General features: G+C 73.2%; 21 protein-coding genes. 10 read left to right on the top strand and 11 right to left on the bottom strand.

Annotation, left to right across the window (positions count from 1 at the left end):
- Positions 1–37 precede the first annotated feature (37 nt).
- Positions 38–820: a hypothetical protein gene (locus ACFZB3_RS43560; protein WP_391387727.1), complete on the top strand. Its 783-nt coding sequence runs from the start codon at positions 38–40 to the stop codon at positions 818–820.
- Positions 821–826: 6 nt separating this feature from the next.
- Here ACFZB3_RS43560 and ACFZB3_RS43565 read toward each other — a convergent pair whose 3' ends face one another.
- On the bottom strand, positions 827–1,516 hold the full coding sequence (locus ACFZB3_RS43565; RefSeq protein ID WP_391387732.1) for a response regulator: 690 nt from the start codon (positions 1,514–1,516) through the stop codon (positions 827–829).
- Complete coding sequence (locus ACFZB3_RS43570; protein ID WP_391387735.1) at positions 1,513–3,207, bottom strand: ATP-binding protein; 1,695 nt, start codon at positions 3,205–3,207, stop codon at positions 1,513–1,515. Before ACFZB3_RS43570 ends, ACFZB3_RS43565 begins: the two co-directional genes overlap by 4 nt.
- Before the next feature lie 258 nt (positions 3,208–3,465).
- On the opposite strand from ACFZB3_RS43570, the gene ACFZB3_RS43575 reads away from it, so the two are divergent.
- The 3 genes from ACFZB3_RS43575 to ACFZB3_RS43585 all read left to right on the top strand — a co-directional run bounded on the left by ACFZB3_RS43575 (position 3,466) and on the right by ACFZB3_RS43585 (position 6,383).
- The gene (locus ACFZB3_RS43575; RefSeq protein WP_391387738.1) at positions 3,466–4,326 is read left to right on the top strand and encodes an ATP-binding cassette domain-containing protein; all 861 of its coding nucleotides are present in this window, start codon (positions 3,466–3,468) and stop codon (positions 4,324–4,326) included.
- Complete coding sequence (locus ACFZB3_RS43580) at positions 4,323–5,204, top strand: ABC transporter permease subunit (protein WP_391387741.1); 882 nt, start codon at positions 4,323–4,325, stop codon at positions 5,202–5,204. The genes ACFZB3_RS43575 and ACFZB3_RS43580 overlap by 4 nt, the downstream gene beginning before the upstream one ends.
- Before the next feature lie 84 nt (positions 5,205–5,288).
- A complete protein-coding gene (locus ACFZB3_RS43585; RefSeq protein ID WP_391387744.1) occupies positions 5,289–6,383 on the top strand; it encodes an ABC transporter substrate-binding protein in 1,095 nt (364 codons plus the stop codon).
- Positions 6,384–6,441: 58 nt separating this feature from the next.
- On the opposite strand, the gene ACFZB3_RS43590 is transcribed toward ACFZB3_RS43585, so the two are convergent.
- On the bottom strand, positions 6,442–7,764 hold the full coding sequence (locus tag ACFZB3_RS43590; RefSeq protein ID WP_391387747.1) for a histidine kinase dimerization/phospho-acceptor domain-containing protein: 1,323 nt from the start codon (positions 7,762–7,764) through the stop codon (positions 6,442–6,444).
- Between the two features lie 154 nt (positions 7,765–7,918).
- Between ACFZB3_RS43590 and ACFZB3_RS43595 the strand changes: the two genes are divergently transcribed.
- From ACFZB3_RS43595 to ACFZB3_RS43615, 5 genes are all read left to right on the top strand, one after another.
- Entirely contained in the window at positions 7,919–8,554 is a 636-nt protein-coding gene (locus ACFZB3_RS43595) for a hypothetical protein (protein WP_391387750.1), read from the top strand.
- Positions 8,555–8,561: 7 nt separating this feature from the next.
- Entirely contained in the window at positions 8,562–9,356 is a 795-nt protein-coding gene (locus ACFZB3_RS43600; RefSeq protein ID WP_391387753.1) for an ATP-binding cassette domain-containing protein, read from the top strand.
- Positions 9,346–10,008, top strand: coding sequence for an ATP-binding cassette domain-containing protein (locus tag ACFZB3_RS43605; protein WP_391387756.1), 663 nt, complete (start codon positions 9,346–9,348; stop codon positions 10,006–10,008). The genes ACFZB3_RS43600 and ACFZB3_RS43605 overlap by 11 nt, the downstream gene beginning before the upstream one ends.
- Positions 10,009–10,075: 67 nt before the next feature.
- Positions 10,076–12,727 carry an FtsX-like permease family protein gene (locus tag ACFZB3_RS43610; protein WP_391387759.1) on the top strand — a complete coding sequence of 884 codons (2,652 nt, stop codon included), beginning with the start codon at positions 10,076–10,078 and terminating at the stop codon, positions 12,725–12,727.
- Between the two features lie 56 nt (positions 12,728–12,783).
- Positions 12,784–13,530: a response regulator gene (locus ACFZB3_RS43615; protein WP_391387763.1), complete on the top strand. Its 747-nt coding sequence runs from the start codon at positions 12,784–12,786 to the stop codon at positions 13,528–13,530.
- A 125-nt stretch (positions 13,531–13,655) separates the two neighbouring features.
- On the opposite strand, the gene ACFZB3_RS43620 is transcribed toward ACFZB3_RS43615, so the two are convergent.
- The 6 genes from ACFZB3_RS43620 to ACFZB3_RS43645 form a co-directional block, all read right to left on the bottom strand.
- Positions 13,656–14,600, bottom strand: coding sequence for a lysylphosphatidylglycerol synthase domain-containing protein (locus tag ACFZB3_RS43620; protein ID WP_391387766.1), 945 nt, complete (start codon positions 14,598–14,600; stop codon positions 13,656–13,658).
- A 5-nt stretch (positions 14,601–14,605) separates the two neighbouring features.
- A complete protein-coding gene (locus tag ACFZB3_RS43625; RefSeq protein ID WP_391387863.1) occupies positions 14,606–16,096 on the bottom strand; it encodes a hypothetical protein in 1,491 nt (496 codons plus the stop codon).
- A 183-nt stretch (positions 16,097–16,279) separates the two neighbouring features.
- Entirely contained in the window at positions 16,280–16,948 is a 669-nt protein-coding gene (locus ACFZB3_RS43630; RefSeq protein ID WP_362579418.1) for a response regulator transcription factor, read from the bottom strand.
- A complete protein-coding gene (locus ACFZB3_RS43635) occupies positions 16,945–18,252 on the bottom strand; it encodes a histidine kinase (protein WP_391387866.1) in 1,308 nt (435 codons plus the stop codon). The genes ACFZB3_RS43630 and ACFZB3_RS43635 overlap by 4 nt, the downstream gene beginning before the upstream one ends.
- 28 nt (positions 18,253–18,280) lie before the next feature.
- Entirely contained in the window at positions 18,281–19,123 is an 843-nt protein-coding gene (locus ACFZB3_RS43640) for an ABC transporter permease (RefSeq protein ID WP_391387768.1), read from the bottom strand.
- Positions 19,120–20,067 carry an ATP-binding cassette domain-containing protein gene (locus ACFZB3_RS43645; protein WP_391387772.1) on the bottom strand — a complete coding sequence of 316 codons (948 nt, stop codon included), beginning with the start codon at positions 20,065–20,067 and terminating at the stop codon, positions 19,120–19,122. Before ACFZB3_RS43645 ends, ACFZB3_RS43640 begins: the two co-directional genes overlap by 4 nt.
- Before the next feature lie 223 nt (positions 20,068–20,290).
- Between ACFZB3_RS43645 and ACFZB3_RS43650 the strand changes: the two genes are divergently transcribed.
- Positions 20,291–20,764, top strand: coding sequence for a GNAT family N-acetyltransferase (locus ACFZB3_RS43650; protein WP_391387775.1), 474 nt, complete (start codon positions 20,291–20,293; stop codon positions 20,762–20,764).
- Between the two features lie 113 nt (positions 20,765–20,877).
- On the opposite strand, the gene ACFZB3_RS43655 is transcribed toward ACFZB3_RS43650, so the two are convergent.
- Positions 20,878–21,144 (bottom strand): hypothetical protein, encoded by a 267-nt coding sequence (locus ACFZB3_RS43655; protein WP_391387782.1) that lies wholly within the window; start codon positions 21,142–21,144, stop codon positions 20,878–20,880.
- Positions 21,145–21,185: 41 nt separating this feature from the next.
- Complete coding sequence (locus tag ACFZB3_RS43660) at positions 21,186–22,160, bottom strand: GH25 family lysozyme (protein WP_391387785.1); 975 nt, start codon at positions 22,158–22,160, stop codon at positions 21,186–21,188.
- Positions 22,161–22,196: the final 36 nt, after the last annotated feature.

A 22,196-nucleotide genomic window follows, 5' to 3' on the forward strand; every position in this document is an offset into this window, starting at 1 on the left:
CGGCACAGTGAAATCACAGAGAAGCAGAGGATCAGAAATGGAAAAGGGAAAACCGCCGAACGCGCCGACGAAAGTCGCCGAGGCCACCACGCTCTTCTGGATCGTCAAGGTCCTCACCACCGGCATGGGTGAGGCCACCTCCGACTTCCTCGGCCGGTGGAGCCTGTGGCTGTCCGCCGGGACGAGTGCCGCCGCCCTGGTGGGAGCCTTCTGGTGGCAGTTCCGCTCCTCCCGCTACCACCCCGCGCCGTACTGGTTCACCGTGGCGATGATCGCGGTCTTCGGAACCGCCGCCGCGGACTGCTTCCGCGTCGGCCTGCAGGTGCCCCTGCCGGTCACGACGACCGGGTACGCGATGGCCCTGGCCGGTTGCTTCGCCACCTGGTACGCCACCGAGCGCACGCTGTCGATCCACACCGTCACCACGCGCCGCCGCGAGGTCTTCTACTGGCTGACCGTGCTGCTCACCTTCGCCCTGGGCACCGCCGCCGGCGACCTCACCGGCTTCTACCTCGACCTCGAATTCGTGCACTCCGCGCTGTTGTTCGGCGCGGCGATCCTCGTGCCGTGGCTGCTGCACCGCTTCGCCGGGCTGAACGCCATCGCGGCGTTCTGGGCCTCGTACGTCCTCACCCGCCCCCTCGGCGCCTCACTCGCCGACTGGCTCGGCATGGACAAGCCGCTCGGCGTCGGCGTCGGCTTCGGCGCCACGGCGATCCTCGCCGCGCTGGTGTGCGCCGCGCTGGTCGGCTACCTCGCCCTGTCCCACCCGCGCGAGGACCACGACACCCCGGCGCTCACTCCCGCCGCCCTGCCCTGATCCGGCTCAGTGCGCGGCGCGGTAACGGTGCTCGGGGCGTCCGGTGGCCCCGTAGCGCAGTTCGAGCCGGACCATGCCCTCCTTGACGAGGTAGGAGAGATAGCGCTGGGCCGTGGCACGGGAGACCCCGGTGCGCTCGGCGGCCTCGGCGGCCGAGAGGGCGTCGTGCGTGGTGCGCAGGGTCTGGTGCAGCAGGGCGAGGGTCGGCGCGGAGTGGCCCTTGGCGGGGACTCGGGGCACGGCCGGCGGGCGGGCGGCGCTGAACAGGGCGTCCACATCGGCCTGGTCGGTCTCCGGGACGGTACCGAGGGCGTCCATGCGGTGCTGGAGCTCGCGGTAGGCGGTGAGCCGCTCGGCGAGGTCGGGCGCGCCGAAGGGTTTGACCAGGTAGCCGACGGCGCCGAGTTTCATCGCTGTCCGCACGGAGGTGATGTCCCGGTCGGCGGTGATCATGATCGCGTCGGGCCGGTCGCCGCCCTCGTCCCCGTTCAGGCGGCGCAGCACGTCGAGTCCGCTGCCGTCCGGCAGGAAGATGTCGAGCAGCAGCAGGTCCGGGTGGAGGGCGCGCACCGCGTCGAGCGCCGCGTCCACGGTCGCCGCCTGGCCGACCACCTCGAAGCCCTTGACGCGGGACGCGTAGTCGCAGTGGATGCGACTGACGCGGAAGTCGTCGTCCACGACCAGGGTCCGGATCACCAGCGGTCACCTCCGGCACTGCCGTCCGGCGCGCCGACCGGCACCGGCGGGGCCGTCGTGAACAGGGCGCCCTGCGGAGCCGGCGCGGTGTCGGGCACGGGCAACGTCAGGGTGAAGACCGCACCCGGTCCCTCGCTGACCGTGATCGTGCCGCCGTGCCGCTGCACCAGCCGGTGGACGAGGGCGAGTCCGAGGCCGCGCCGGGCCGTGCCCCGGTCCGGACGGGTCGAAAAGCCGTCCTCGAAGATCGACTCGGCTCCACCCGGCGGAATGCCCGGCCCGGTGTCGGCCACCTCCACCCGAACGACGTCGACGGCCTCGATCAGCGACAGCCGCACCTCACAGCCGCCGGGCCGCGCCGGTCCGGCCGCCGACGCGTCGATCGCGTTGTCCAGCAGGTTGCCGACGATGGTCAGCAGCCGACGCAGATGCGGCGGTTCCTCGCCCAGCGCGGAGTCGTCGCTGAGGACGATCCGCACCCCGCGTTCCGCGGCCACCGTGGTCTTGGCGACGATCAGTCCCACGAGCAGCGGGCTGCCGATCCGTTCCCGCACCGACTCGGTCAGCGCCTGCTCGGCGCCGGCCGTCTCGACGGCGAACTCGTACGCGGCGTCGTGGTCGCCGATGTCCAGCAGGCCGGCCACGGTGTGCATCCGGTTGGTGAACTCGTGCTGCTGGGCGCGCAGCGCGTCGGTGAGCCCGCGCACCGAGTCCAGTTCGCGCAGCAGCCCGATGAGCTCGGTGCGGTCGCGCACGGTGACCACGGCGCCCAGTTCACGGCCGTGCAGCGCCACCGGCATCCGGTTGACGACCAGGCAGTGGTCGTCGGTGAGCACGCTGATGTCACTGCCCGCCAGGGTGCCGTCCAGAGCGCGGCGCAACCGCCCGTCCGGCAGGATCTCCGCCAGCGTGCTGCCGAGCGCGGTGCCGAGGCCGAGCAGGTCGCGGGCCTCGTCGTTGACGACCGTGATCCTGCCCTCGGGGTCGAAGGCGACGACTCCCTCACGGATGCCGTGCAGCATCGCCTCACGGTCCTGCAGCAACCCGGCGATCTCCTCCAGTTCCAGCCCGAACGTCGTCCGCTTGAGCCGCCCGGCCAGCAGGAACGCGGCCGTCGAGCCGAGCGCGACGGCGATGGCGCTGTACAGACCGAAGGTCGGCAGCTCGCGCCACAGCTCGCCCAGCACATAGTGCTCGGGAATGCCCGCGGACACCTCGCCGACCAGCTTTCCCGTGGGTCCGTACAGCGGAGCCTTGCCGTTGGCGGAACGCCCGGTCGCGCCCTGGTCCGTGCCGACGTGGGGCCTGCCGTCGAGCACCACTATCGGATCACCCGTCGGTTCGCCGACCAGCGTCGGATCCGGGTGGGAGTGGCGGATGCCGCGCAGGTCGAGCACGACCACGTACGACGCCCCCGACGCCTTGCGGATCCGTTGGGCCACGGTCTGCACCACGTCCCCGCCGCCCCCGTACTCCATGGCCCGCCGGATCTGCGGTTCGGCGGCCGTGGTCTGTGCGATGTCCAGCGCCCGCTGCTCGTACGCGCGGTCGATCTCGCCCCGCTGCGCGAAGGCGAACAGCACGAAACCGATCAGCCCGGTCAGCGCCAGGATGACCAGTTGGTTGGCCAGAATCCGCGCGGAGAGCCGCCCCTTCCCGCCACGTCCGACCGGGATACGGATGGGTTTCACCAGCGTCCCTCGCGTCTCTCGCCTTGCCGTTCGGCTGCCGGGGCCGGTCCCTGCGCCGTACCCGTGGTGGCGCGATTGTGCCCCGCCCTCGGTCTTCTGCCCACCCCCGGGTCGCTGAGCAGAACGAGCAGAAGTCCGGCTAACACGGCTAACGCGGGATACGGATGAAACAGCGACGTAACACCCGGCGGCCTCTAGCGTCTGCCTTCCTCGACCCCCGAGGTTCGACCCCCGAGGTCAGGAAGGAGACAGCCTCAGATGGCTTCGCGAAACGATGTCGCGGCGAGTCCGGTCGCCGAGAAGACCGGCCAGGACAGCGCACGAGTCGAGATCTCCGGGCTCACCAAACGATTTCTGACTCCCGCCGGTGAGGTGTTCACGGCCCTGCAGGACGTTTCGTTCACCGTGGAGCCCGGCCAGTTCTGCGCGGTGGTGGGCCCGACCGGTTGCGGCAAGTCCACGACGCTGAGCATGGTGTCCGGGCTCGACCGGCCCAGCGAGGGATCGGTCAGGGTCGGCGGCCGTGAGGTGGACGGCGTCACCGACGGCGTCAGCTTCATGTTCCAGGCGGACGCGTTGCTGCCCTGGAAGACCGTGCTCGGCAACGTCCTCATGGGCCCCGTCTTCCGCGGGGTGCCCAAGCGGCAGGCTCAGGTCTCGGCGCGCGACTGGCTGCGCCGGGTGGGCCTCGCGGGGTTCGAGGACCGCTATCCGCACCAGCTCTCCGGCGGTATGCGCAAGCGGGTGGCGATGGCCGCGGCGCTGATCAACGAGCCCCGGATCCTGATCATGGACGAGCCGTTCGGCGCCCTGGACGTGCAGACCAAGGCGATCATGTCCACCGAACTGCTCGGCCTGTGGGAGCAGATCCGGCCGTCGGTCATCTTCATCACCCACGACCTCGACGAGGCCGTGGCACTCGCCGACCGGGTCGTCGTCATGACGTCCAGCCCCGGCTCGGTCAAGGCGGTCTTCGACATCGACCTGCCGCGTCCGCGCGGCTCGGTCCAGGAGATCCGCTTCCAGCCCCGCTTCATCGAACTTCAGCACCGGATCTGGGACTCGCTGCGCGAGGAGGTGGAGCGCGCCTACGCACGCACCGCAGGAGGTACGGCATGAGCACGACGTCCGCTGTTTCCCCCGCTCCCGTCAGGGGAGGCACACATCTCCCGGCCGGGGCAGCCGCCAAGCGCGCCCTCCGGCGCCGCGTCGCCCTGGTGTGGGCGGGCCGCGTCGGTCTCGCGTTCCTCGTCATCGGTGGCTGGCAGGCGTTCACCACCTGGGGGATCGTCGACCCGTTCTTCTTCGGGCAACCGTCCGGCATCGCCAGGCGGCTGGCCGACCTCTTCGAGCACGGCACCGAGTTCGGGTCCTTCTACGCGAACATCTGGACGACGATCCAGGAGGCACTCGCCGGCTTCGCCCTCGGAGCCGTCGCCGGCGTGGTGTTCGGCGTCGCACTGGGCCAGAGCCGCTTCCTCGCCGACGTCCTCGGCCCCTACATCAAGATGGTCAACGCGATCCCGCGGATCGTCCTCGGCTCGATCTTCATCGTCGCGTTCGGCATCGGCGTGCTGCCGAAGATCCTGCTCGCCGCGGTGCTGGTGTTCTTCATCGTCTTCTTCAACGCCTTCCAGGGCGTGCGCGAGGTCGACCGCAACATCCTCGCCAACGCCAGGGTGCTCGGCGCCTCCCAACTGCAGATCATCCGGCACGTCACCGTGCCCTCCGCGCTCACGTGGATCATCGCCAGCCTGCACAGTGCCTTCGGCTTCGCCATCGTCGGCGCGCTGGTCGGGGAGGTGCTCGGCGCGCAGAGCGGCCTGGGCCTGGTCATCAAGACCGCGCAGAACAACTTCGACCCCAACGGCGTGTTCGCGACGATGCTCGTCATCTCCGTCATCGTGCTCGGCGCCGAGTGGGTGATCGGCAAGCTCGAACACCGGCTGCTGTCCTGGCGACCGCCGGCCCCCTCCGAGGCGTCCAACGCCCTCTGACCCGGCCCTCTTTCCCTCTCGCTCCCCCTCCCCTCCCTCCCGCGCTCTTCCCTGTTCGACCTCACAAAAGGAATGTGGCCAGCCATGTCCAGACGACCCGTCACCGTCGCCGCGTCCGTCCTCACCGTTCTCGTCCTCGGCGCGGTCAGCGCCTGTTCCGGCAACTCCGGCAGCACCACCGCGACCGACGGCTCGGGCGGTACACCCACGGTCCGGCTCATGGTCGGCGGCATAGACAAGCAGATCTACCTGCCCTACCAGCTCGCCCAGAACCTCGGCCTCTACAAGAAGTACGGCGTCGACGTACAGCTCAGCACCGAGCAGGACGGCGGTGTCGGCGCCGAGGAAGCCATGGCCTCGGGGCAGGTGGACATGGCGGGTGCCTGGTACAACCACACCATCGAGTTCGAGGCCAAGGGCAAGGCGGTGGAGGACGTCGTCCAGCTCTCCGGCGCACCGGGCGAGCGGGAGATGTGCACCAAGAAGTCGGGCGTCGCCTCGGGCGCCGACTTCAAGGGCAAGACCCTGGGCGTCACCGACCTGGGCTCGGGCACCGACACGCTGACCCAGTTCCTGGCCGCCAAGAAGGGCGTCAAGACGAGTCAGTTCCACCGGATCGGGGTCGGCGCGGGCTCCACGGCCATCGCCGCGCTGCAGAACGGCAAGGTCGACTGCGTGATGACGACGCAGCCGACGGTCGCCGCGATCCAGAAGAAGGGTGTGGGCAGCTCCGCGATCGACCTGGCCACCACGCAGGGCGCCACGGCGGCGATGGGCGGCGCCTACCCCGCGGCCGGTGTGCTCGCCCGCACCGACTGGGTGGACGCGCACAAGGACACCGTGCAGAAGGTCGTCGACGCGCTGGTCGCAACCATGCACTGGATCAACACGCACAGCGCGGCCGATATCGCGAACAAGCTGCCGGCGTCGTTCGTGTCGAACCAGCTGGTGACCAAGGCCGACTACATCACCGCCCTCACCGAGGACAAGGGCCAGTTCCTTCCGGACGGCATCATGCCGGCCGGCGGTCCGAAGACCTCCCTGGCGACGGAGCAGCTGGTCGGCAACGTGAAGGGATCGGTGGACCTCAGCAAGACGTTCACCAACGAGTTCGCCCTCCAGGCCAACAGGACCGAGGGCTTCAAGACCACCACGGCCCCGGCAGGACCGACCGGCTGATCACCACCGGACGCAGGATCGCTCGGGTGACAGCCACCCGGGCGGTCCTGCGGCATGCTCACCCGGCTGTCCCCGCGCCTTGTGTCCCGTCCTGGCCGACAGGAAGGAGCAGGGTGAACGTGGCCGGGTGCCGGCCGGTCAGGGAGAGCCTGCCGCCGAGCGAGACGGCCAGGTCGCGGGCGAGGGCCAGGCCGATGCCCGTTCCGTGCCCGTTCCCGCTGCGGCCGCGGTCGAAGAGCCGGGACGGCTCGCCCGTCACGGCGCCCTCGTCGCTCACGTCGAAGGCGAGGGCGTCCTCCAGGTCCCGCACCGCCACCCGGACGGTGCCGCGCCCGTGCACCCGGGCGTTGTCCAGCAGGATGCCGAGCACCTCCGACACGGGCCCGCCGGGAACGCGGAGGTCGGCGGGCAGGTCCTGGCCCGCGCACTCCAGGCGTCTGCCGTCCTGGGCGAAGAGACCGTGCCACCGTTCCTCCGTCTCCCGCAGCAGCTGCCGCACGGCGATCGTCCCGGTGGCGGGGCGGGCCGCCTCCCTGGAACGGGACAGGCGCAGCACCTCCTCCACCGTGTGGTGCAGGCGCTCGGTGGTGGCCAGCGCCTCGGCCAGCACGGGCCGCAGCCGGGCGTCGTCGTCCTGGGCGAGGCCCGCCTCCAGGGCGAGTTGCAGGCCGGTGAGCGGGGTGCGCAGCTGGTGGGAGGCGTTGGCGGTGAAGTCGCGTTCGTGGCGCAGGAGTTCGGAGAGGCTGTGCAGCATCTCGTTGTGGGTGCGGGCGACCTGGTCGATCTCGGCGACGCTGCTCGGAGCGGCCCGTGCCGTCAGGTCGCCCTCGGTCACGGCCCGGCAGTGCCGGGAGAGGTCCTCCAGCGGCGCGGCCAGTGCCCGGGCCTGCCGGCGGGCGACGAGGACGGCGACGGCCAGCGCGAGAGCGGCCACACCGAGCAGCAGCGCCCAGGCGGCGAGGACCCGGTCGCGTACGGCGGCGGCGGGGGACGAGGCCCGTACGACGCCGATCACCCGCTCGGCGTGCGAGACCGGCACGGTCACCACCAGGTCGGCGCCCGCCCGGCCCCGCTCCAGCTCACCGCCGAGGGCCTGGCGGACCGGGGTGTCGCCGGGCCGTGGGCCGCTGCCCGCACGCAGCCGCCGTTGCGGGTCGTACAGGCCGAGGCGCCCGCCGGCCGGTGGCGCGGGCAGTTCCACCGGGTCTCCGGTCACGAAGTCCGGGCTCACGCGTACGGCCGCGGCCAGCGCCGACCGTTCCAGGGTGTCGCGCTGGTCGGCGTACAGCGACGACCTGATCGCCAGGGCCAGCGGGACGGCGAGGAGGACGACGGCGACCAGGGCGGCGGTGAGGGCGACTCGCACCACGCGCTGTCTCATGCCCCTCATCATGCGCGCCGCTCACCTGGGCGGATGCGTTGCGCCACACGCTTTTGCCGTCGTCTAACCCTCGGCGGGCAGGGCGTTAACCGGCCGCTGCCTAGCGTCGGTGCCATGACCGTCCGGTCCGAGGTTCCCCTGGAGGGCAGTGGCCATGGCAGCACACACAAGGACGTACGCGGTCGTCGGGCTGACCCTCGTGGCGGCGGTGACCGCGGGCTGTTCCGGTTCCGGGTCGCACGCCGGCTCCGGCAGCCCCGCGTCCGGTCCGACCACCGCCGGCGGACAGGTCCAGCCGGCGCCCACCGAGTCCAACCCGCCCGGCGACATCCCCGACAACCAGGTGTACGTCTCCTACCGGCCGGCCGGCGGTTCCTTCACCGGCTTCACCCTGAAGGTGCCCGAGGGCTGGGCCCGCACCGGCCAGGGCGGCACCACCGCGTTCACCGACAAGCTCAACACCGTGCGGATCTCCGCGGTGTCCGCCTCCGGCGCGCCCACGGTCGGCTCGGTCACCAAGATGGTGATACCCCAACTCCGCACCCAGGTACCGAAGTTCTCCGCACCCAAGGTGAGCGAGGTGACCCGGCACGCCGGGCGCGTGGTCCTGCTCACCTACCAGGGCGACTCGGCGAAGGACCCGGTCACCGGCAAGGTGGTGCGGGACGCCTTCGAGCGGTACGCCTTCTATCGCGCGGGGCACGAGGTGGACCTGACCCTGTCGGGGCCGGTCAAGGCGGACAACGTCGACCCGTGGCGCATCGTCAGCGACTCCTTCGGCTGGCGGTGAGCGCACGATGTCCGACGGCACACACCCGAACGGCGACGCCGACGACGTCCTCACGGCCCGCGAGCTGTACCGCTTCTACCGGGCCGGGGAGGAGGAGACACTCGCGCTGCGCGGGGTGTCGCTGCGGGTGCGGCGCGGTGAGACGGTCGCGGTCGTGGGCCCGTCCGGGGCCGGCAAGTCGACCCTGCTGGCGTGCCTGGCCGGGCTCGACGAGCCCTCCGGCGGCGAGGTCCGCGTCGACGGCGTACGGATCAGCCACCGGCCGGAGACCGAGCGGGCCAGGTTGCGCGCCCGGCACATCGGTGTCCTGCTGCAGACCCGCAACCTGCTGCCGCACCTGAACGTGCGGGACAACGTCCGCCTGCCGCAGCGGGCGCGGGGCCGCCGGGCTCCCGTCCCGGCCGGGGAGCTGCTGGCCCGGGTGGGGCTGGCCGACCGGGCGCACGCCCTGCCGGGACAGCTGTCCGGCGGCGAGCTGGCCCGGGCCGGGCTCGCCGTCGCGCTGGCCAACGCGCCCGCCGTCCTGCTCGCCGACGAACCGACCGGTGAACTGGACGGCGAGACCGAGCAGCTGGTGCTGTCGATGCTGCGGGAACGGGCCGCCGAGGGGTGCGCCGTGCTGATCGTCACGCACAGCCGCGAAGCCGTCCGCGTCGCGGACCGGGTGATCACCCTGACGGACGGGAAGGCCGCCGAGGCCCCGCAGCAGGACACCGACGCCCGGCAGCAGGCCGTCGATGCACGGCGGCAGGCCACCGACGCCCGGCGCCAAGGCCGCGAGGAGGCGCCCGATGCCGTCTGATGAGGTGCTCGTCAGCTGTGCCGCGGCGGCCCTGACCTTCGGCCGGGGACCGCGGGCGGTCGTGGCCGTGCACGGGGCCGACCTGGAGATCCGGGCCGGGGACCGGCTCGCGGTCGTCGGCCCCTCGGGATCGGGCAAGAGCTCGCTGCTCCACCTGCTGGCCGGGCTCGAACAGCCCACCAGCGGCACCGTCACCCGGGCCGCCTCGCTCGGGCCGTACGACATCGGGCTGGTGTTCCAGGGCGACAGCCTGATCCCCGCCCTGAACGTGGTGGAGAACACCGCCCTGCCCCTGGTCCTCGCCGATCGTCCGGAGGGCGAGGCGCGACAGCGCGCGCTCGCGGCACTCGCCCTGGTGGACGCCGCCGACCTGGCCGACCGGCTCCCCGAGGAGATCTCCGGCGGCCAGGCCCAGCGGGTGGCCGCCGCCCGGGTCCTGGCCCGGGCGCCACGCCTGATCCTGGCCGACGAGCCCACCGGCCGCCTGGACCACGCCACCGGCGCCCGCGTCCTGGACGCCCTGCTGACGGCGGCCGACCACACCGGCGCGGCCCTCGTCGTCACGACCCACGACCCGGCCGTCGCCGCCCGGCTCACCGTCCGCCGCGGCATGCGCGCCGGACGGCTGCTCGCGCCCGAGGAGGTCCCGTGACCACCGCCCGGGTGCGGGAACCGCACCGGCACCGCGACTCGACCCCGCCGGCCTCCGAGGAGATGCCATGATCGCCACCTGGGCCCGCGGGCTGGCCCGCCACCGCACCGGACGGCTCCTGGCCGCCCTGACCGGCATCGCGCTCGCGGTCGCCCTGGTCGCCGCGCTCGGCTCCTTCCTCACCGCGTCGAAGGCGACCATGACCCAGCGCGCCGTGCGCTCGGTCGCCGTGGACTGGCAGGTCCAGGTGCAGCCCGGCGCCGACCCGAACACGGTCCTGTCCCTGGTGGCCGGGACCCCGGGCACCCGCACCGCGCTGCCCGTCGGCTTCGCGCACACCGACGGCTTCACCGCTCACGTGCAGGGCAGCACCCAGACCACCGGCCCCGGCATGGCCCTCGGTCTGCCCGACGGCTACCGCACCCGTTTCCCCGACGCCATGCGCACGCTCTCCGGCGCCTCCACCGGTGTCCTGCTGGCCCAGCAGACCGCCTCCAACCTGCACGCGGCCCCCGGCGACACCATCGGCGTCCGGTTGCCCGGTGCCGGTCTGCGGCAGGTGAAGGTGGACGGCGTGGTCGACCTGCCCCAGGCCGACTCCCTCTTCCAGACCGTCGGCGCCCCCAGCCAGTCCCAGCCGACCGCGCCCCCGGACAACGTCGTCCTGCTGCCCGCCGCCGACTTCGCCGCCCTCACCCGCGGCGCCACCGGTGTCACCACCCAGATCCACGCGGCCCGCGACAGCGCCCGGCTGCCCTCCGACCCGGCCGCCGCCTACTCCGCCGCCACCGGCGCCGCCCACCACCTGGAAGCCCGCTCCGCCGGCACGGCCCTGGTCGGCAACAACGTCGGCGCGGCCCTCGACTCGGCCCGCCAGGACGCCCTGTACGCCCAGATCCTCTTCCTCTTCCTCGGTGTGCCGGGCGCGGTGCTGGCCGCCGCCCTGACGGCGGCGGTCGCCTCGGCCGGCGGCGAGCGGCGCCGCCAGGAGCAGGGGCTGCTGCGGCTGCGCGGCCTGCGGCCCCGTCAGATCACCGCACTCGCCGGGCTGGAGGCCGCCCTGACCGGCCTCGCCGGAGGTCTGGCCGGGCTGGGCATCGCCGCCCTCACCGGCCGCCTCGCCTTCGGCACCGCCTCCTTCGGCGCGAGCGCGGCGACCTGGTCCGTCTGGTACGCCGTCGCCTTCGTCCTCGGGGCCGCGGTGGCCGCGGGCGCCGTCCTCGTCCCCGCCCTGCGGGACCTGCGCACGGTCACCGTCGCCGACACCCGCAAACAGGAGGACGTACGACCCTCCCGGTCGCCCTGGTGGCTGCGGTACGGCCTGGACCTCGCCCTCCTGACCGGCTCCTGGCTCGTCTTCCGCGCCTCCTCCGGCAACCAGTACGCGCTCGTCCTCGCGCCCGAGGGCGTCCCCAGCATCTCCGTGTCGTACTGGGCCTTCCTCGGCCCCGCCCTGCTGTGGATCGGCGCGGCCCTGCTGCTGTGGCGCCTCACCCTGCTCGCCCTCACCCACGGCCGCGCCGTCCTGGCCCGGCTGGTCCGGCCGCTGACCGCGACCCTGGCCGGCACCACCGCGGCCACGCTCTCCCGGCGCCGCCGCCCGTTCGCCCGGTCGGTGGTGCTGCTCGCCCTCGCCGTCTCCTTCGCCATCTCCACCGCCGTCTTCAACGCCACCTACCACCAGCAGGCCGAGGTCGACGCCCGGCTGACCAACGGCGCCGACGTCACCGTCACCGAACCCCCCGGCGCCCAGGTCCCGCCCTCCGCCGGGGCAGCGCTGAAGATCGCCGGCGTACGGCACGTCGAACCCCTCCAGCACCGCTTCGCCTACGTCGGCTCCGACCTGCAGGACCTCTACGGCGTCCGCCCCGGCACCGTCGCGCGGGCCACCTCGCTCCAGGACGCCTATTTCGCGGGCGGCACCGCCGACCAGCTGATGCGCCGCCTCGCCCAGCGCCCGGACAACCTCCTGGTCAGCGTCGAGACCGTGAACGACTTCCAGCTCTCCCCCGGCGACACCGTCAACCTGCGCGTCCAGGACGCCCGCACCAAGTCCCTGCGCACGGTCCCCTTCCACTACGCCGGCATCGTCAAGGAGTTCCCCACCGCCCCCAAGGACAGCTTCTTCGTCGCCAACGCCTCCTATGTCGCCAAGGCCACCGGCGACGACTCGGCGGGTGCCTTCCTGCTCGACACCGCCGGCACGAACCAGCAGCGGATCGCCGACCGGCTGCGCGGGCAGCTCGGCACCGGGGCCACCGTCACCGACCTCACCCAGACCCGCGGCACCGTCGGCACCAGCCTGACCTCCGTCGACCTGGCCGGCCTCACCCGGATCGAGCTCGCCTTCGCCGTCCTGCTCGCCGCCGGGGCCGGCGGCCTGGTCCTCGCGCTCGGACTCGCGGAGCGCCGCCGCACGTTCGCCATCGCCACCGTCCTCGGCGCCCGGGCCCGCCACCTGCGCGGCATGGTCCTCTCCGAGGCCCTGTTGCTGGCCGTCGCCGGCCTGACCGGAGGCGCCCTCATCGGCTGGGCCCTGTCGGAGATGCTGGTCAAGGTCCTGACCGGCGTCTTCGATCCGCCGCCCGCCGCCCTGTCGGTCCCCGGCGCCTACCTGGCGCTCACCGGGGCAGCCGCCGTCGCAGCCGTGCTGGCCGCGGCCCTCAACGGCGTCCGCGGCAGCCGCCGCCCCGCCGTGGAGGAGCTCCGCGACCTGTGAGCACGGCGGACACCGACGACGGGCCCCGCGCCCCGGCGGCTCCTAGGCTGTCGACCATGCGTACGCCCACCGCACCGGACCGCAGCCGGGTGCGCGTCCTCGTCGTCGAGGACGACGACACCATCGGCCGCCACCTGGAAACCGGGCTGCGCGGCCACGACTACGCGCCGACGTGGTGCCGTACCGGAGCGGGCGCACTGGCGGAGGCCGGGCGGGCACCGTACGAGGTGCTGCTGCTGGACCTGGGGCTGCCGGACGTGGACGGCCTGGACGTCGCACGGCAGCTGCGCGCCCGCCTCCCCGACCTGCTGATCGTCGTCCTGACGGCGCGGACCGACGACATCGACATCATCGCCGGGCTGGACGCCGGGGCCGACGACTACCTGGTCAAGCCGTTCAGCCTGACCGTGCTGCTCGCCCGGCTGCGGGCTCATCTCAGGCGGCACGCGGTGGCCGCGCCGGCCCGGGAGCCGGTGCGGCTGGGCGATCTGGTGGTCGACGTGACGGCCCGGCGCTGCGTCCTGCTCGGAGCCGAGGTCCCTTTGCGGGCCAAGGAGTTCGACCTGCTCGCGGTGCTGGCCGGGCGGGTCGGCGAGGCGGTCTCGCGCGAGACGCTGATGGCCGAGGTCTGGGACGAGAACTGGTTCGGCTCCACCAAGACCCTCGACGTGACGCTGGCGGGCCTGCGCCGCAGGCTGACCGAGGCGGCACAGGCGGGCGGACGGCAGGCCCGGCTGCCCCGGATCACCACGTTGCGGGGGCACGGGTACCGGCTGGAACGGCAACCGGATCCGCCGGACTGAGAGACGGCGCGGGTACGGCGAGGCGGTTCACAACGCGCGTTCGCAACGGGCGGTTCACGACCGGCAGTTCACGACCGGCAGTTCACGGCAGGCGGTTCACGACCGGCTTGTTGACGCCGAGCGGTTCACACTGCCGAGCGGCGGGCCAGCAGTGCCAGGACCAGCAGCCCGGGGACCATCGGCAGCCACCCGGTCAGCAGACGGTAGCCGAGGACCGCCGAGACCGCCGCCGGTCCGGGCGCGCCGGCCGCCGTGAGGGCGAGGGCGAGCGCGGCGTCCAGCGACCCCAGTCCGCCCGGCGTGGGCAGCAGCGCCGCCGCGCCGCTGGCCACCAGGTAGGCCATGACCACACGGCTCGCGGGGAGGCCGAGGCCGATGGCATGGACCACGGCGACGATCACCCCGGCATGCAGCAGGGCGAACCCGACCGACCCGCCCCACAGCGCACCGGCCCGTGCCCGGCACCGGTGCACGTCCCGCACGTCGGCGAAGGCCCGGCTGGCCACTCGTCTGAGGCGGCCGCTCACCGCCACCGCCAGGACGACGGCTCCGGCCGCCACCGGCAGCAGGACCAGCAGCACGTGCGGGACCCGCGTGGAGAGAGGGACCGTGCCGGGCGAGGTGACCAGCAGGGCCACGCCCAGCGCGCACCGGACGACGCCGCCGACGGCCGTCTTCACCGCCAGCGCGGTCGCCGAGCGCCGGGCGGACAGCCCGCACCGCGTCAGGAACCGCAGGTTGACCACGGCCGCCCCGGCCCCCGCCGGAAGCAGGTGGTTGGCCGCGCCGGCCGCGAACTGCGCCGCCACCAGCCGCCCCCTGGGCAGCCGCTCGACCACGGCCCCCTGCTGCGCCACGGCCGCGCACACCCAGGTGCCCACCGCGGCGAGGCAGGCGAGCACCAGCCACTCCCGGTCGGCGGCGGCCAGCCGGTCGGTGCCGCTGTCCAGCGTGGCCCGGTGCGCGGCGAGGATCCCGCCGGCCGCGGTGAGCACCACCAGGGTGATGCCCAGCTGGATGTACAGACGCCTGCCGCCCGCGGCGGCCGGCGGGCTCACGGCCTCGGTCACGGCGGTCACCGCCCCTGCCGTGCGCCGGGTGCCAGGTACGCCCGGAGAACACCGGCCCGCTCCTCGGGCCAGGCGCGCGCGTACGCGGGCGGACGGCCACCGGCCGGAGCGAGGACGGCGAAGGAGGTGCGCCGAGCGGCGCGTGTCAGTCCGGCCACGGTGGTGCTGGCGTCGTGCCCCGCCGTCTGCGCGGAGCCGCAGCCGGCGGCGAAGGCGACCGGGACGGCGTCGTAGCCGCTGAGCAGGCAGGGCGACCGCACACCGAGTCTGTGCAGGTCGGCGGCGGTGCGGGCCCAGTCGGCGCGGGAGACGGCGGAGCTGTGCACGGTGTGCTCCAGGACGACGTACTGCACCGCCACATGGCCTGCCAGGCCGGCCGCCACCAGGCCGGCGGCCACGGTGCGCCCGGTCCGGTGGGCCGGGGCGGTGACCAGGTGGACGAGGCCGTGGGCGACGGGGAGGGCCAGCAGGGCGTAGGCGGGCAGCAGGAAGCGGGGGGCGGCGTAGCCGATGAGGAACAGGTAGGGGACCGCGGCCGTGACGGCGCAGGCCCCCGGGAGCAGGACGGGCAGCGCGCGCCGGGCACGCACCGCGACCACCGCGCCGAGGACGGCGAGGAGCGGCAGCGCGAACCACCACAGGGTCACCGCCGGGTTGGGCGCCGATCCGGTGCAGGGCCGGCACAGGGTGCGTCCGCCCAGGCTGCGCAGCTGGTCGAGCACGGCGAGGTGCCAGCCGAGGCCGCCCTGGATGGCGGAGGCGGCGGACAGGCGCCGCGCGAGGCCGCCGTAACTCGTGTACGCCTCGATCACCCACTCGCCGGCGCCCGCCACCAGGCCCGCGACCGGCACGGCGAGCAGCCGGGGCCGGCGCAGGGAGAGCGCGAGCAGCGGCAGCACGACGTAGACCGCGTCCATGGGGCGCATCCATGCCATCAGCGCGGCGCCCGCGAACACCCCCCACCAGGCGGCCCGGTCCCGTGCGTTCGCGCGGGCCCGCAGGAAGCAGCCGACGCAGGCCAGGGCGCCGATGGCCACCCAGTAGTTGGGCATGGCCTGGGAGCCGTAGAACAGCGTCACCCACAGCGAGGCGAACAGGGCGCCGGCCAGGGCCAGGACGGCGGGCTCGAAGTGGTCCCGCCAGACGCGCAGGGCGAGGTAGAGGGCGAGGCCGGAGAGGACGGCCAGGTAGATCCGGAGCAGGACGGTGGAGTCGGACCACGAGGCGACCGGGGCGGCGAGGAGCGAGATGCCGCGGGAGCGGGGGGCGCTGAAGTAGGCGGCGGGAACGTGGCCGCTGACCTGGCTGACGTAGACGGTCTCGTCCCAGCCGAGACCGAGATCCGGCCGTACGAGGACGAGCTGGGCGAGGGTGAAGGCGGCCGCGACCGCCCCGAGCCGGGGCTCGCCCCGGAGCACGCACCGGGTCCCGACGGCCCGCGCGGGGAGGCCGGTGCGAGGAACGCCGGTCGTCGTGGCGTTCGAGCCCTCGGCCATCTGGTACCTCTCGTCGTCACACACCGCGGAACCGGCCGCGGAGCCGGATCCTCCTACAGCTCGTAGGAGGACATCCCACCCTACGGCTTGTAGGGTTAGAGGCGGGTGAGAAGACGTCCGTTCCCTCCGGACCGCGCCCGTTTCCTCCGGACCGCCCGTCCCCGTGCGGGCCGCCCGGCCCCCTCAGCCGGCACCGGGGCGGGCGATTCCCTGGTCGTAGGCGAAGATCACGGCCTGGACGCGGTCGCGGGCGCCGATCTTGGCCAGGACGCGGCCGACATGCGTCTTCACGGTGGACTCGGCCACGACGAAGCGGGCGGCGATCTCGCCGTTGGTCCAGCCCTTGCCGATGGCGACGAGGATCTCGCGCTCGCGTTCGGTGAGGGCGGCCAGGCGGGGGTCCTCGCCCGGGTCGCCCCTTCGGGCCGGCACGTGCCGGGCGTACTCGTCCAGGATGCGGCGGGTGAGGGCCGGCGCGATCACCGCGTCGCCCCCGGCGACCGCCCGGATCCCGGCGAGGAGTTCGTCGGGGCGCGCGTCCTTGAGGAGGAAGCCGCTGGCTCCGGCCCGCAGGGCGGCATGCACGTACTCGTCGACGTCGAAGGTGGTCAGCACGAGGACCCGGGAGCGCCCCCCGGCCTCGGCGATCCGGCGGGTCGCCTCGATGCCGTCCATGCCGGGCATCCGTACGTCCATCAGCACGACGTCGGGCCGCAGTTCGGCGGTCCTGCGGACGGCCTCGGAGCCGTTCGCGGCCTCACCGACCACCTCCGTCTCGGGCATGGAGTCGAGCAGCACCCGGAAGCCGTAGCGCTGCAGCTGCTGGTCGTCGACGACGAGCACCGTGGTCACCGGGTGCCTCCTCGGGGTGTCAGGTCGAGGGCGGCCTCCACGGCCCAGCCCCCGTCGGCCGCCGGTCCGGCGCTCACGGTCCCTCCGTACAGCGCCGCTCGTTCGCGCATACCCACCAGTCCGTGTCCCTCCTCGTTCCATGGTCCGGGATGTCCGGCCGGGCCGTTGTCGCGGATCCGGACGACGAGTCGTTCGTCCCCGACGGCGACCGACAGCTTCACCTGGGTGCCGGCGCCCGCGTGCTTCAGGGTGTTCGTCAGGGCTTCCTGGACGATGCGGTAGACCGTCAGCTGCATCCCGCGGTCCAGGGCGTCCACCTCGCCGACGGTCCGGTAGACGATCTCCAGGCCGGCGGTGCGCACGCCGTCGCACAGCGTCTCGATGTCCGCGAGGCCGGGCTGGGGGCTCAGTTCGGGTGCCCGGCGGGCGCCGTCCGACGCCTCGCGCAGGACGCCGAGCACGCGGCGCAGCTCGCCGAGGGCCGTGCGGCCGGTGTCGCCGATGAGCTGGAGGGCCTCCTTGCCGCGTTCGGGAGCGGTGTCGGTGGCGTACGCACCCGCGTCGGCGAGGGTGATGATCACGGACAGGTTGTGGCCGACGATGTCGTGCATCTCACGGGCCACCCGGGCACGTTCCGTGGCGGTCGCGAGCCTGATGCGCTGGTCGCGTTCCGTCTCCAGCCGCGCCGCCCGCTCCCGCAGCCCCGCGAGCTGTGCCCGCCGGATCCGCACCATCAGGCCGACGGCCAGGGCCGCGGTCGCCGTGCTCAGCAGAAAGAACAGGGCGTCCCAGACGGACACGGCCGCCGAGACCCGTACCGCGACCAGCACCATCCCGGCCGCCATGACCGCGCAGGCCCACGGCAGCCGGCGCAGCTGCCCGTGCAGGGCCAGGCTGTACAGGGCGACGAAGAGGGCGACGTCCGCGCGCAGCACGGCATCCAGCGACCACTGCAGGACGAAGACGGCCGCGACGGCGACGAAGGCCGCCATGGGCCGGCGCCGCCGCCACAGCAGCGGCAGCACCAGGCCGGCCTGCAGGGCCAGCACGGCCGCCAGCGGGAGCTGGGTGAAGGCGAACTGGAACCTGCGCCGGTCGTCGTCGCCGTCCCCGTGCCCGGCGCCGCCGTGGTGCAGCAGGTCCGGCAGGCAGAACATGAGGAAGACCAGCGCCGCCACCGCGGTGTCCAGCACCCACGGGTGGGCGCGGTCCGCGTGCCGCAGCCGCTGGCCGACCCGGGCGAGCCGGGCGGCCAGCGGTCCCGTCGCCCCGATGTCGGTGGCGGCGGAGGAGGTCGTCGTCAAGGTGGTCACCTGCCCATGGTGCAGGTCGTCAGACGTCGCTGCGCACCAGCCGGTACGCGGCACCCGCCAGCGCGAGCACCGTCCAGCCGAGGAAGACCAGCAGTCCGGCGGTGGGCGACAGGGTGGTGCTGTCGTGGGTCAGGGCGAACATCGACTCGCCCGCGTTGCTCGGCAGGTAGGGGCTGATGTTGTCCTGCCAGGAGCTGGGCAGCAGGGAGATCAGGCCCGGGACCAGCATCAGGGAGGCGACCAGTACCGAGATGCCGCCGGCCACCGACCGCAGCAGGGCGCCCAGCGCGGTGCCGATGACGCCGACCAGGCCGAGGTAGAGCCCCGCGCCCAGCAGGCTCCGCACGACACCCGCGTGCGAGAGGCCCATGGCCGCGGGCGTGCCGGACACGATCTGGCTCCCGAAGAGGAAGGCGACGAACGCGCCCAGCGTCCCCACCACCAGCGCGACCAGCCCGAACACCGCCGCCTTGGACCACAGCACGGGCAGCCGGCGCGGCACGGCCGTGAGCGTGGAGCGGATCATTCCGGTGGAGTACTCGCCCGCCGTGACCAGCACGCCGAGCACGCCGAGGGCGAGCTGGGCGAAGTTGGTGCCGAAGAGCGACAGGCTCACGGCCGTCGCGGTGGCGAAGTCGCGGTCCTGGTGTCCGGAGCCGATGCCGGACTTGTAGTGGTTCGCGGCGATCAGACCGAAGGCGACGAGGAAGAGCAGGCCGAGGCCCAGGGTGATCCAGGTCGAGCGCAGCGACCACAGCTTGGCCCACTCCGAGGCGAGCACGCGCCGGCCGGTCACCCGGTAGGCGGGGCGGGCGGGGGCGGCGGCCGGGGACGCCTCGACGGGCGCGGTGAGGGTGCTCATGCCGCACTCCCCTCGGCCGCGCGGGTCTCGATGCCGGTCGTCGAGCCGTGGTACTCCACGGCATCCCTGGTCAGGTTCATGAACGCCTCCTCCAACGACACGGTCCGCGCGGTCAGTTCGAACAGCGCGATCCCCTGCTCGGCCGCCTTCAGGCCGATCTCGCGGGCACTCAGCCCGGTCACCTGAAGCTCCTCGGAGCCGGCCTTGCCGGTGATGTCGACGCCGGGACCTGCCAGTGCCTCCCGCAGCCGGGCCGGCTCCTGGGTGGCCACCTGCACCGTGTCGCCGCCGGCTTCCCGGACGAGGTCGGCCACGGTGGTGTCGGCCAGCAGCCGCCCGCGCCCCACGATGATCAGATGGTCCGCGACCAGGGCCATCTCGCTCATCAGGTGCGACGACACGAAGACGGTCCGGCCCTCGTCGGCGAGGGCCTTCAGCAGGTTCCGGATCCAGAGCACGCCCTCCGGGTCGAGCCCGTTGACCGGCTCGTCGAGCATCACCGTCTGCGGATCGCCCAGCAGGGCCGCGGCGATACCGAGCCGCTGTCCCATGCCGAGGGAGAAGGCACCGGCCCGCTTCTTCGCCACGCTGCCGAGGCCGGCCAGTTCGATCACCTCGTCGACCCGGCGGCGCGGGATGCCGTGGGTCAGCGCGAGCGCCAGCAGGTGGTTGTAGGCCGAGCGGCCCGGGTGGATCGACTTCGCCTCCAGCAGCGCCCCGACCTCCTGGAGCGGTGCCTGGTGGCCGGCGTAGCGCTGCCCGTTGACCGTCACCGACCCGCTGGTCGGGGCGTCGAGCCCGACGATCATGCGCATGGTCGTCGACTTCCCCGCGCCGTTGGGCCCCAGGAAGCCGGTCACCGTACCCGGCTGCACGGCGAAGTCCAGCCCGTCGACGGCCGTCTTCTCGCCGTATCTCTTGGTCAGCTGCTGTGCGTCGATCATGCGCGCCTCTTCCTGTGGGAACCGGCGCCCGTCTGTCGCCCTGACGCCTCACCGGCAACGCTAGGAGGCGAAACGCCCCGATTCGGTGGTACCGGGGACTGATCCACGTCCGGCGGGTAGTACCGCGGTACTACGTGCGGCTACGCCTTCGGTCCGGCCGCACGGGCCGCGCCCGCCGTCACGGCGATCACGACCGCCCGGCAGGCCTGCCGGGCCGCCTGTCATGATCGTCGTCATGGGCATACACATCGCACCGGCTCAGGTGGGCGACTTCCACCAGGTCCTGGCCGACCATCCCCGCTACTGGGGCGAACGCGACCTCCGGTCGCTGCATCTTCTGGCACTGGTGCAGGAGTTCGGCCCGACCTGCCTGGTCGCCCGGGCCGAGGACGGAATCCGTGGGTACGTCTTCGGGTTCGTCACCCCGGACAGCACCGGGTACGTGCACCTGATCGCCACACGGGACGACGCCCGCGGCACCGGCCTCGGACGCCGCCTGTACGCGGCGTTCGCCGAGGCGGCGGAACGCCACGGTGCACGGCGGCTGAAGGCGGTCACGTCGACCGGGAACACCGGATCGATCGCCTTCCACCGCAGCCTCGGCTTCGACGCGAAGATCGTCGACGACTACAACGGCCCCGGCCTGGCCATGGCCGTCTTCCACCGGGACCTGCCGCTCGTCGTCCCGCGGCCCTGACCCACCGCCCGCCACCGGCAATCGCCCAGCAGGGCCGATGCCGAGCCCCGATCGGCTCCTCGTGCCTGAGACGCCGGTACGCGACGAAGGGAACGATCAGGGTCGCCGGCGCGCTACGCGGCGGCCGTGTCCGGGTAGTCCGGCGGAGTCGCCCAGCCCAGCAGGATCCCGGCGACAGCCGCGAGCGGCCGGTTCCGGATCTTCACCGCGAGGGTCTCCAGAAGCCGGAACAGGGTGTAGTAGGCGCCCGTCAGGATCGCGGTGACCACGCTGGCCACCGCCGCCGAGTCGAAGGTGACACCGATACGGACCAGCAGGGTCAGTACGAGTCCGGCGACTATCGGTACGACCGTACGCATGAAGCTGACAAAGAGGTTCACCGGGAGAGTCCTTTCCGTGCCTCGCGGGTTCCGGGTACCGCTCAAGGGGCGGTGTCGAGGTGTACGACGACCTTGCCCACGGCCGCCTCGATGGCCGCGGTGATGGACGAGACCAGGGCGGCGGGGTCGATGTTCTTGTCGAACTTCGCGACGGCCGCGGCGAGTTGGGTGATGGCCGCGCTCTGCGCCGCCTCGGTCGCCTGGACGGCCCGCAGGCGGAGGTTGGTGTCCTTGATGTAGGACTGGAGCTCCCAGTACGGGTTGGTCTTGATGTCGGGGGCCGCCGGGGGCGCGGCGATCAGCCCGTCCATGGTGAGGACCGCCGTCGCGGAGGCGGTCGCGATCCTGGCTATGTCGTCGGCGGTGAGCGGCATGTCGGTCTCCGTTCCGGCGGCCCACGTGCGCAGCGCGGACTCGCTCAGGTAGCAGATGGATCGGTCGAGCGGGGTCGAGGTGAACTGCCAGAACAGCGGGGTACGGCCGGACGGCGCGGGCCGCGCGTGCGCCTCGGCCTGCGCGTAGGTCGCGGCGCCGGACCACGGGTAGGCCGGGTACCACAGCGTCGCCCCGGTGGGCGCGTGTCCGGCGGACAGGTCGCTGCCCGAGGTGTACACCCCCACGCGCTGGCCGGGGAACGCCGCCTGTACCGCCGCGATCCACGCCTCGGCGTAGGCGAGGATCCCGGCGGCCGTGACGCCCGCGTAGTTCGCCCCGTCGGAGCGGCGTTCGAGGTCCAGCCAGTGCACGAAGCCGGGCCGGGCGTGCGGTTTCACGGCGGCCACGTAGTTGGCCGCCTCGGTGGCCGCGTTCTGGTTCGGCCAGCCGAAGTGGTAGGCGCCGGGGACGAGTCCGGCGGCGACGACGGAGCTGATGTGCTGGGCGAAGCGGGTGTCGTGGGTGTGTTCGCCCTCGCTGGCCTTGGCGAAGGCGAAGACGACGCCTTCGGCCTTGCGGGCAGTCCAGTTCTGGGCCGCCTGGTAGGCGGAGACGTCGACGCCACGGCAGGTGGTGGCCATGTCGGCATTCCCCTTTCGGATCGTCGTTCGGATCGT

This window comes from Streptomyces sp. NPDC008092 (assembly GCF_042957285.1).
In the GTDB taxonomy this organism is placed as follows: Bacteria; Actinomycetota; Actinomycetes; order Streptomycetales; family Streptomycetaceae; genus Streptomyces.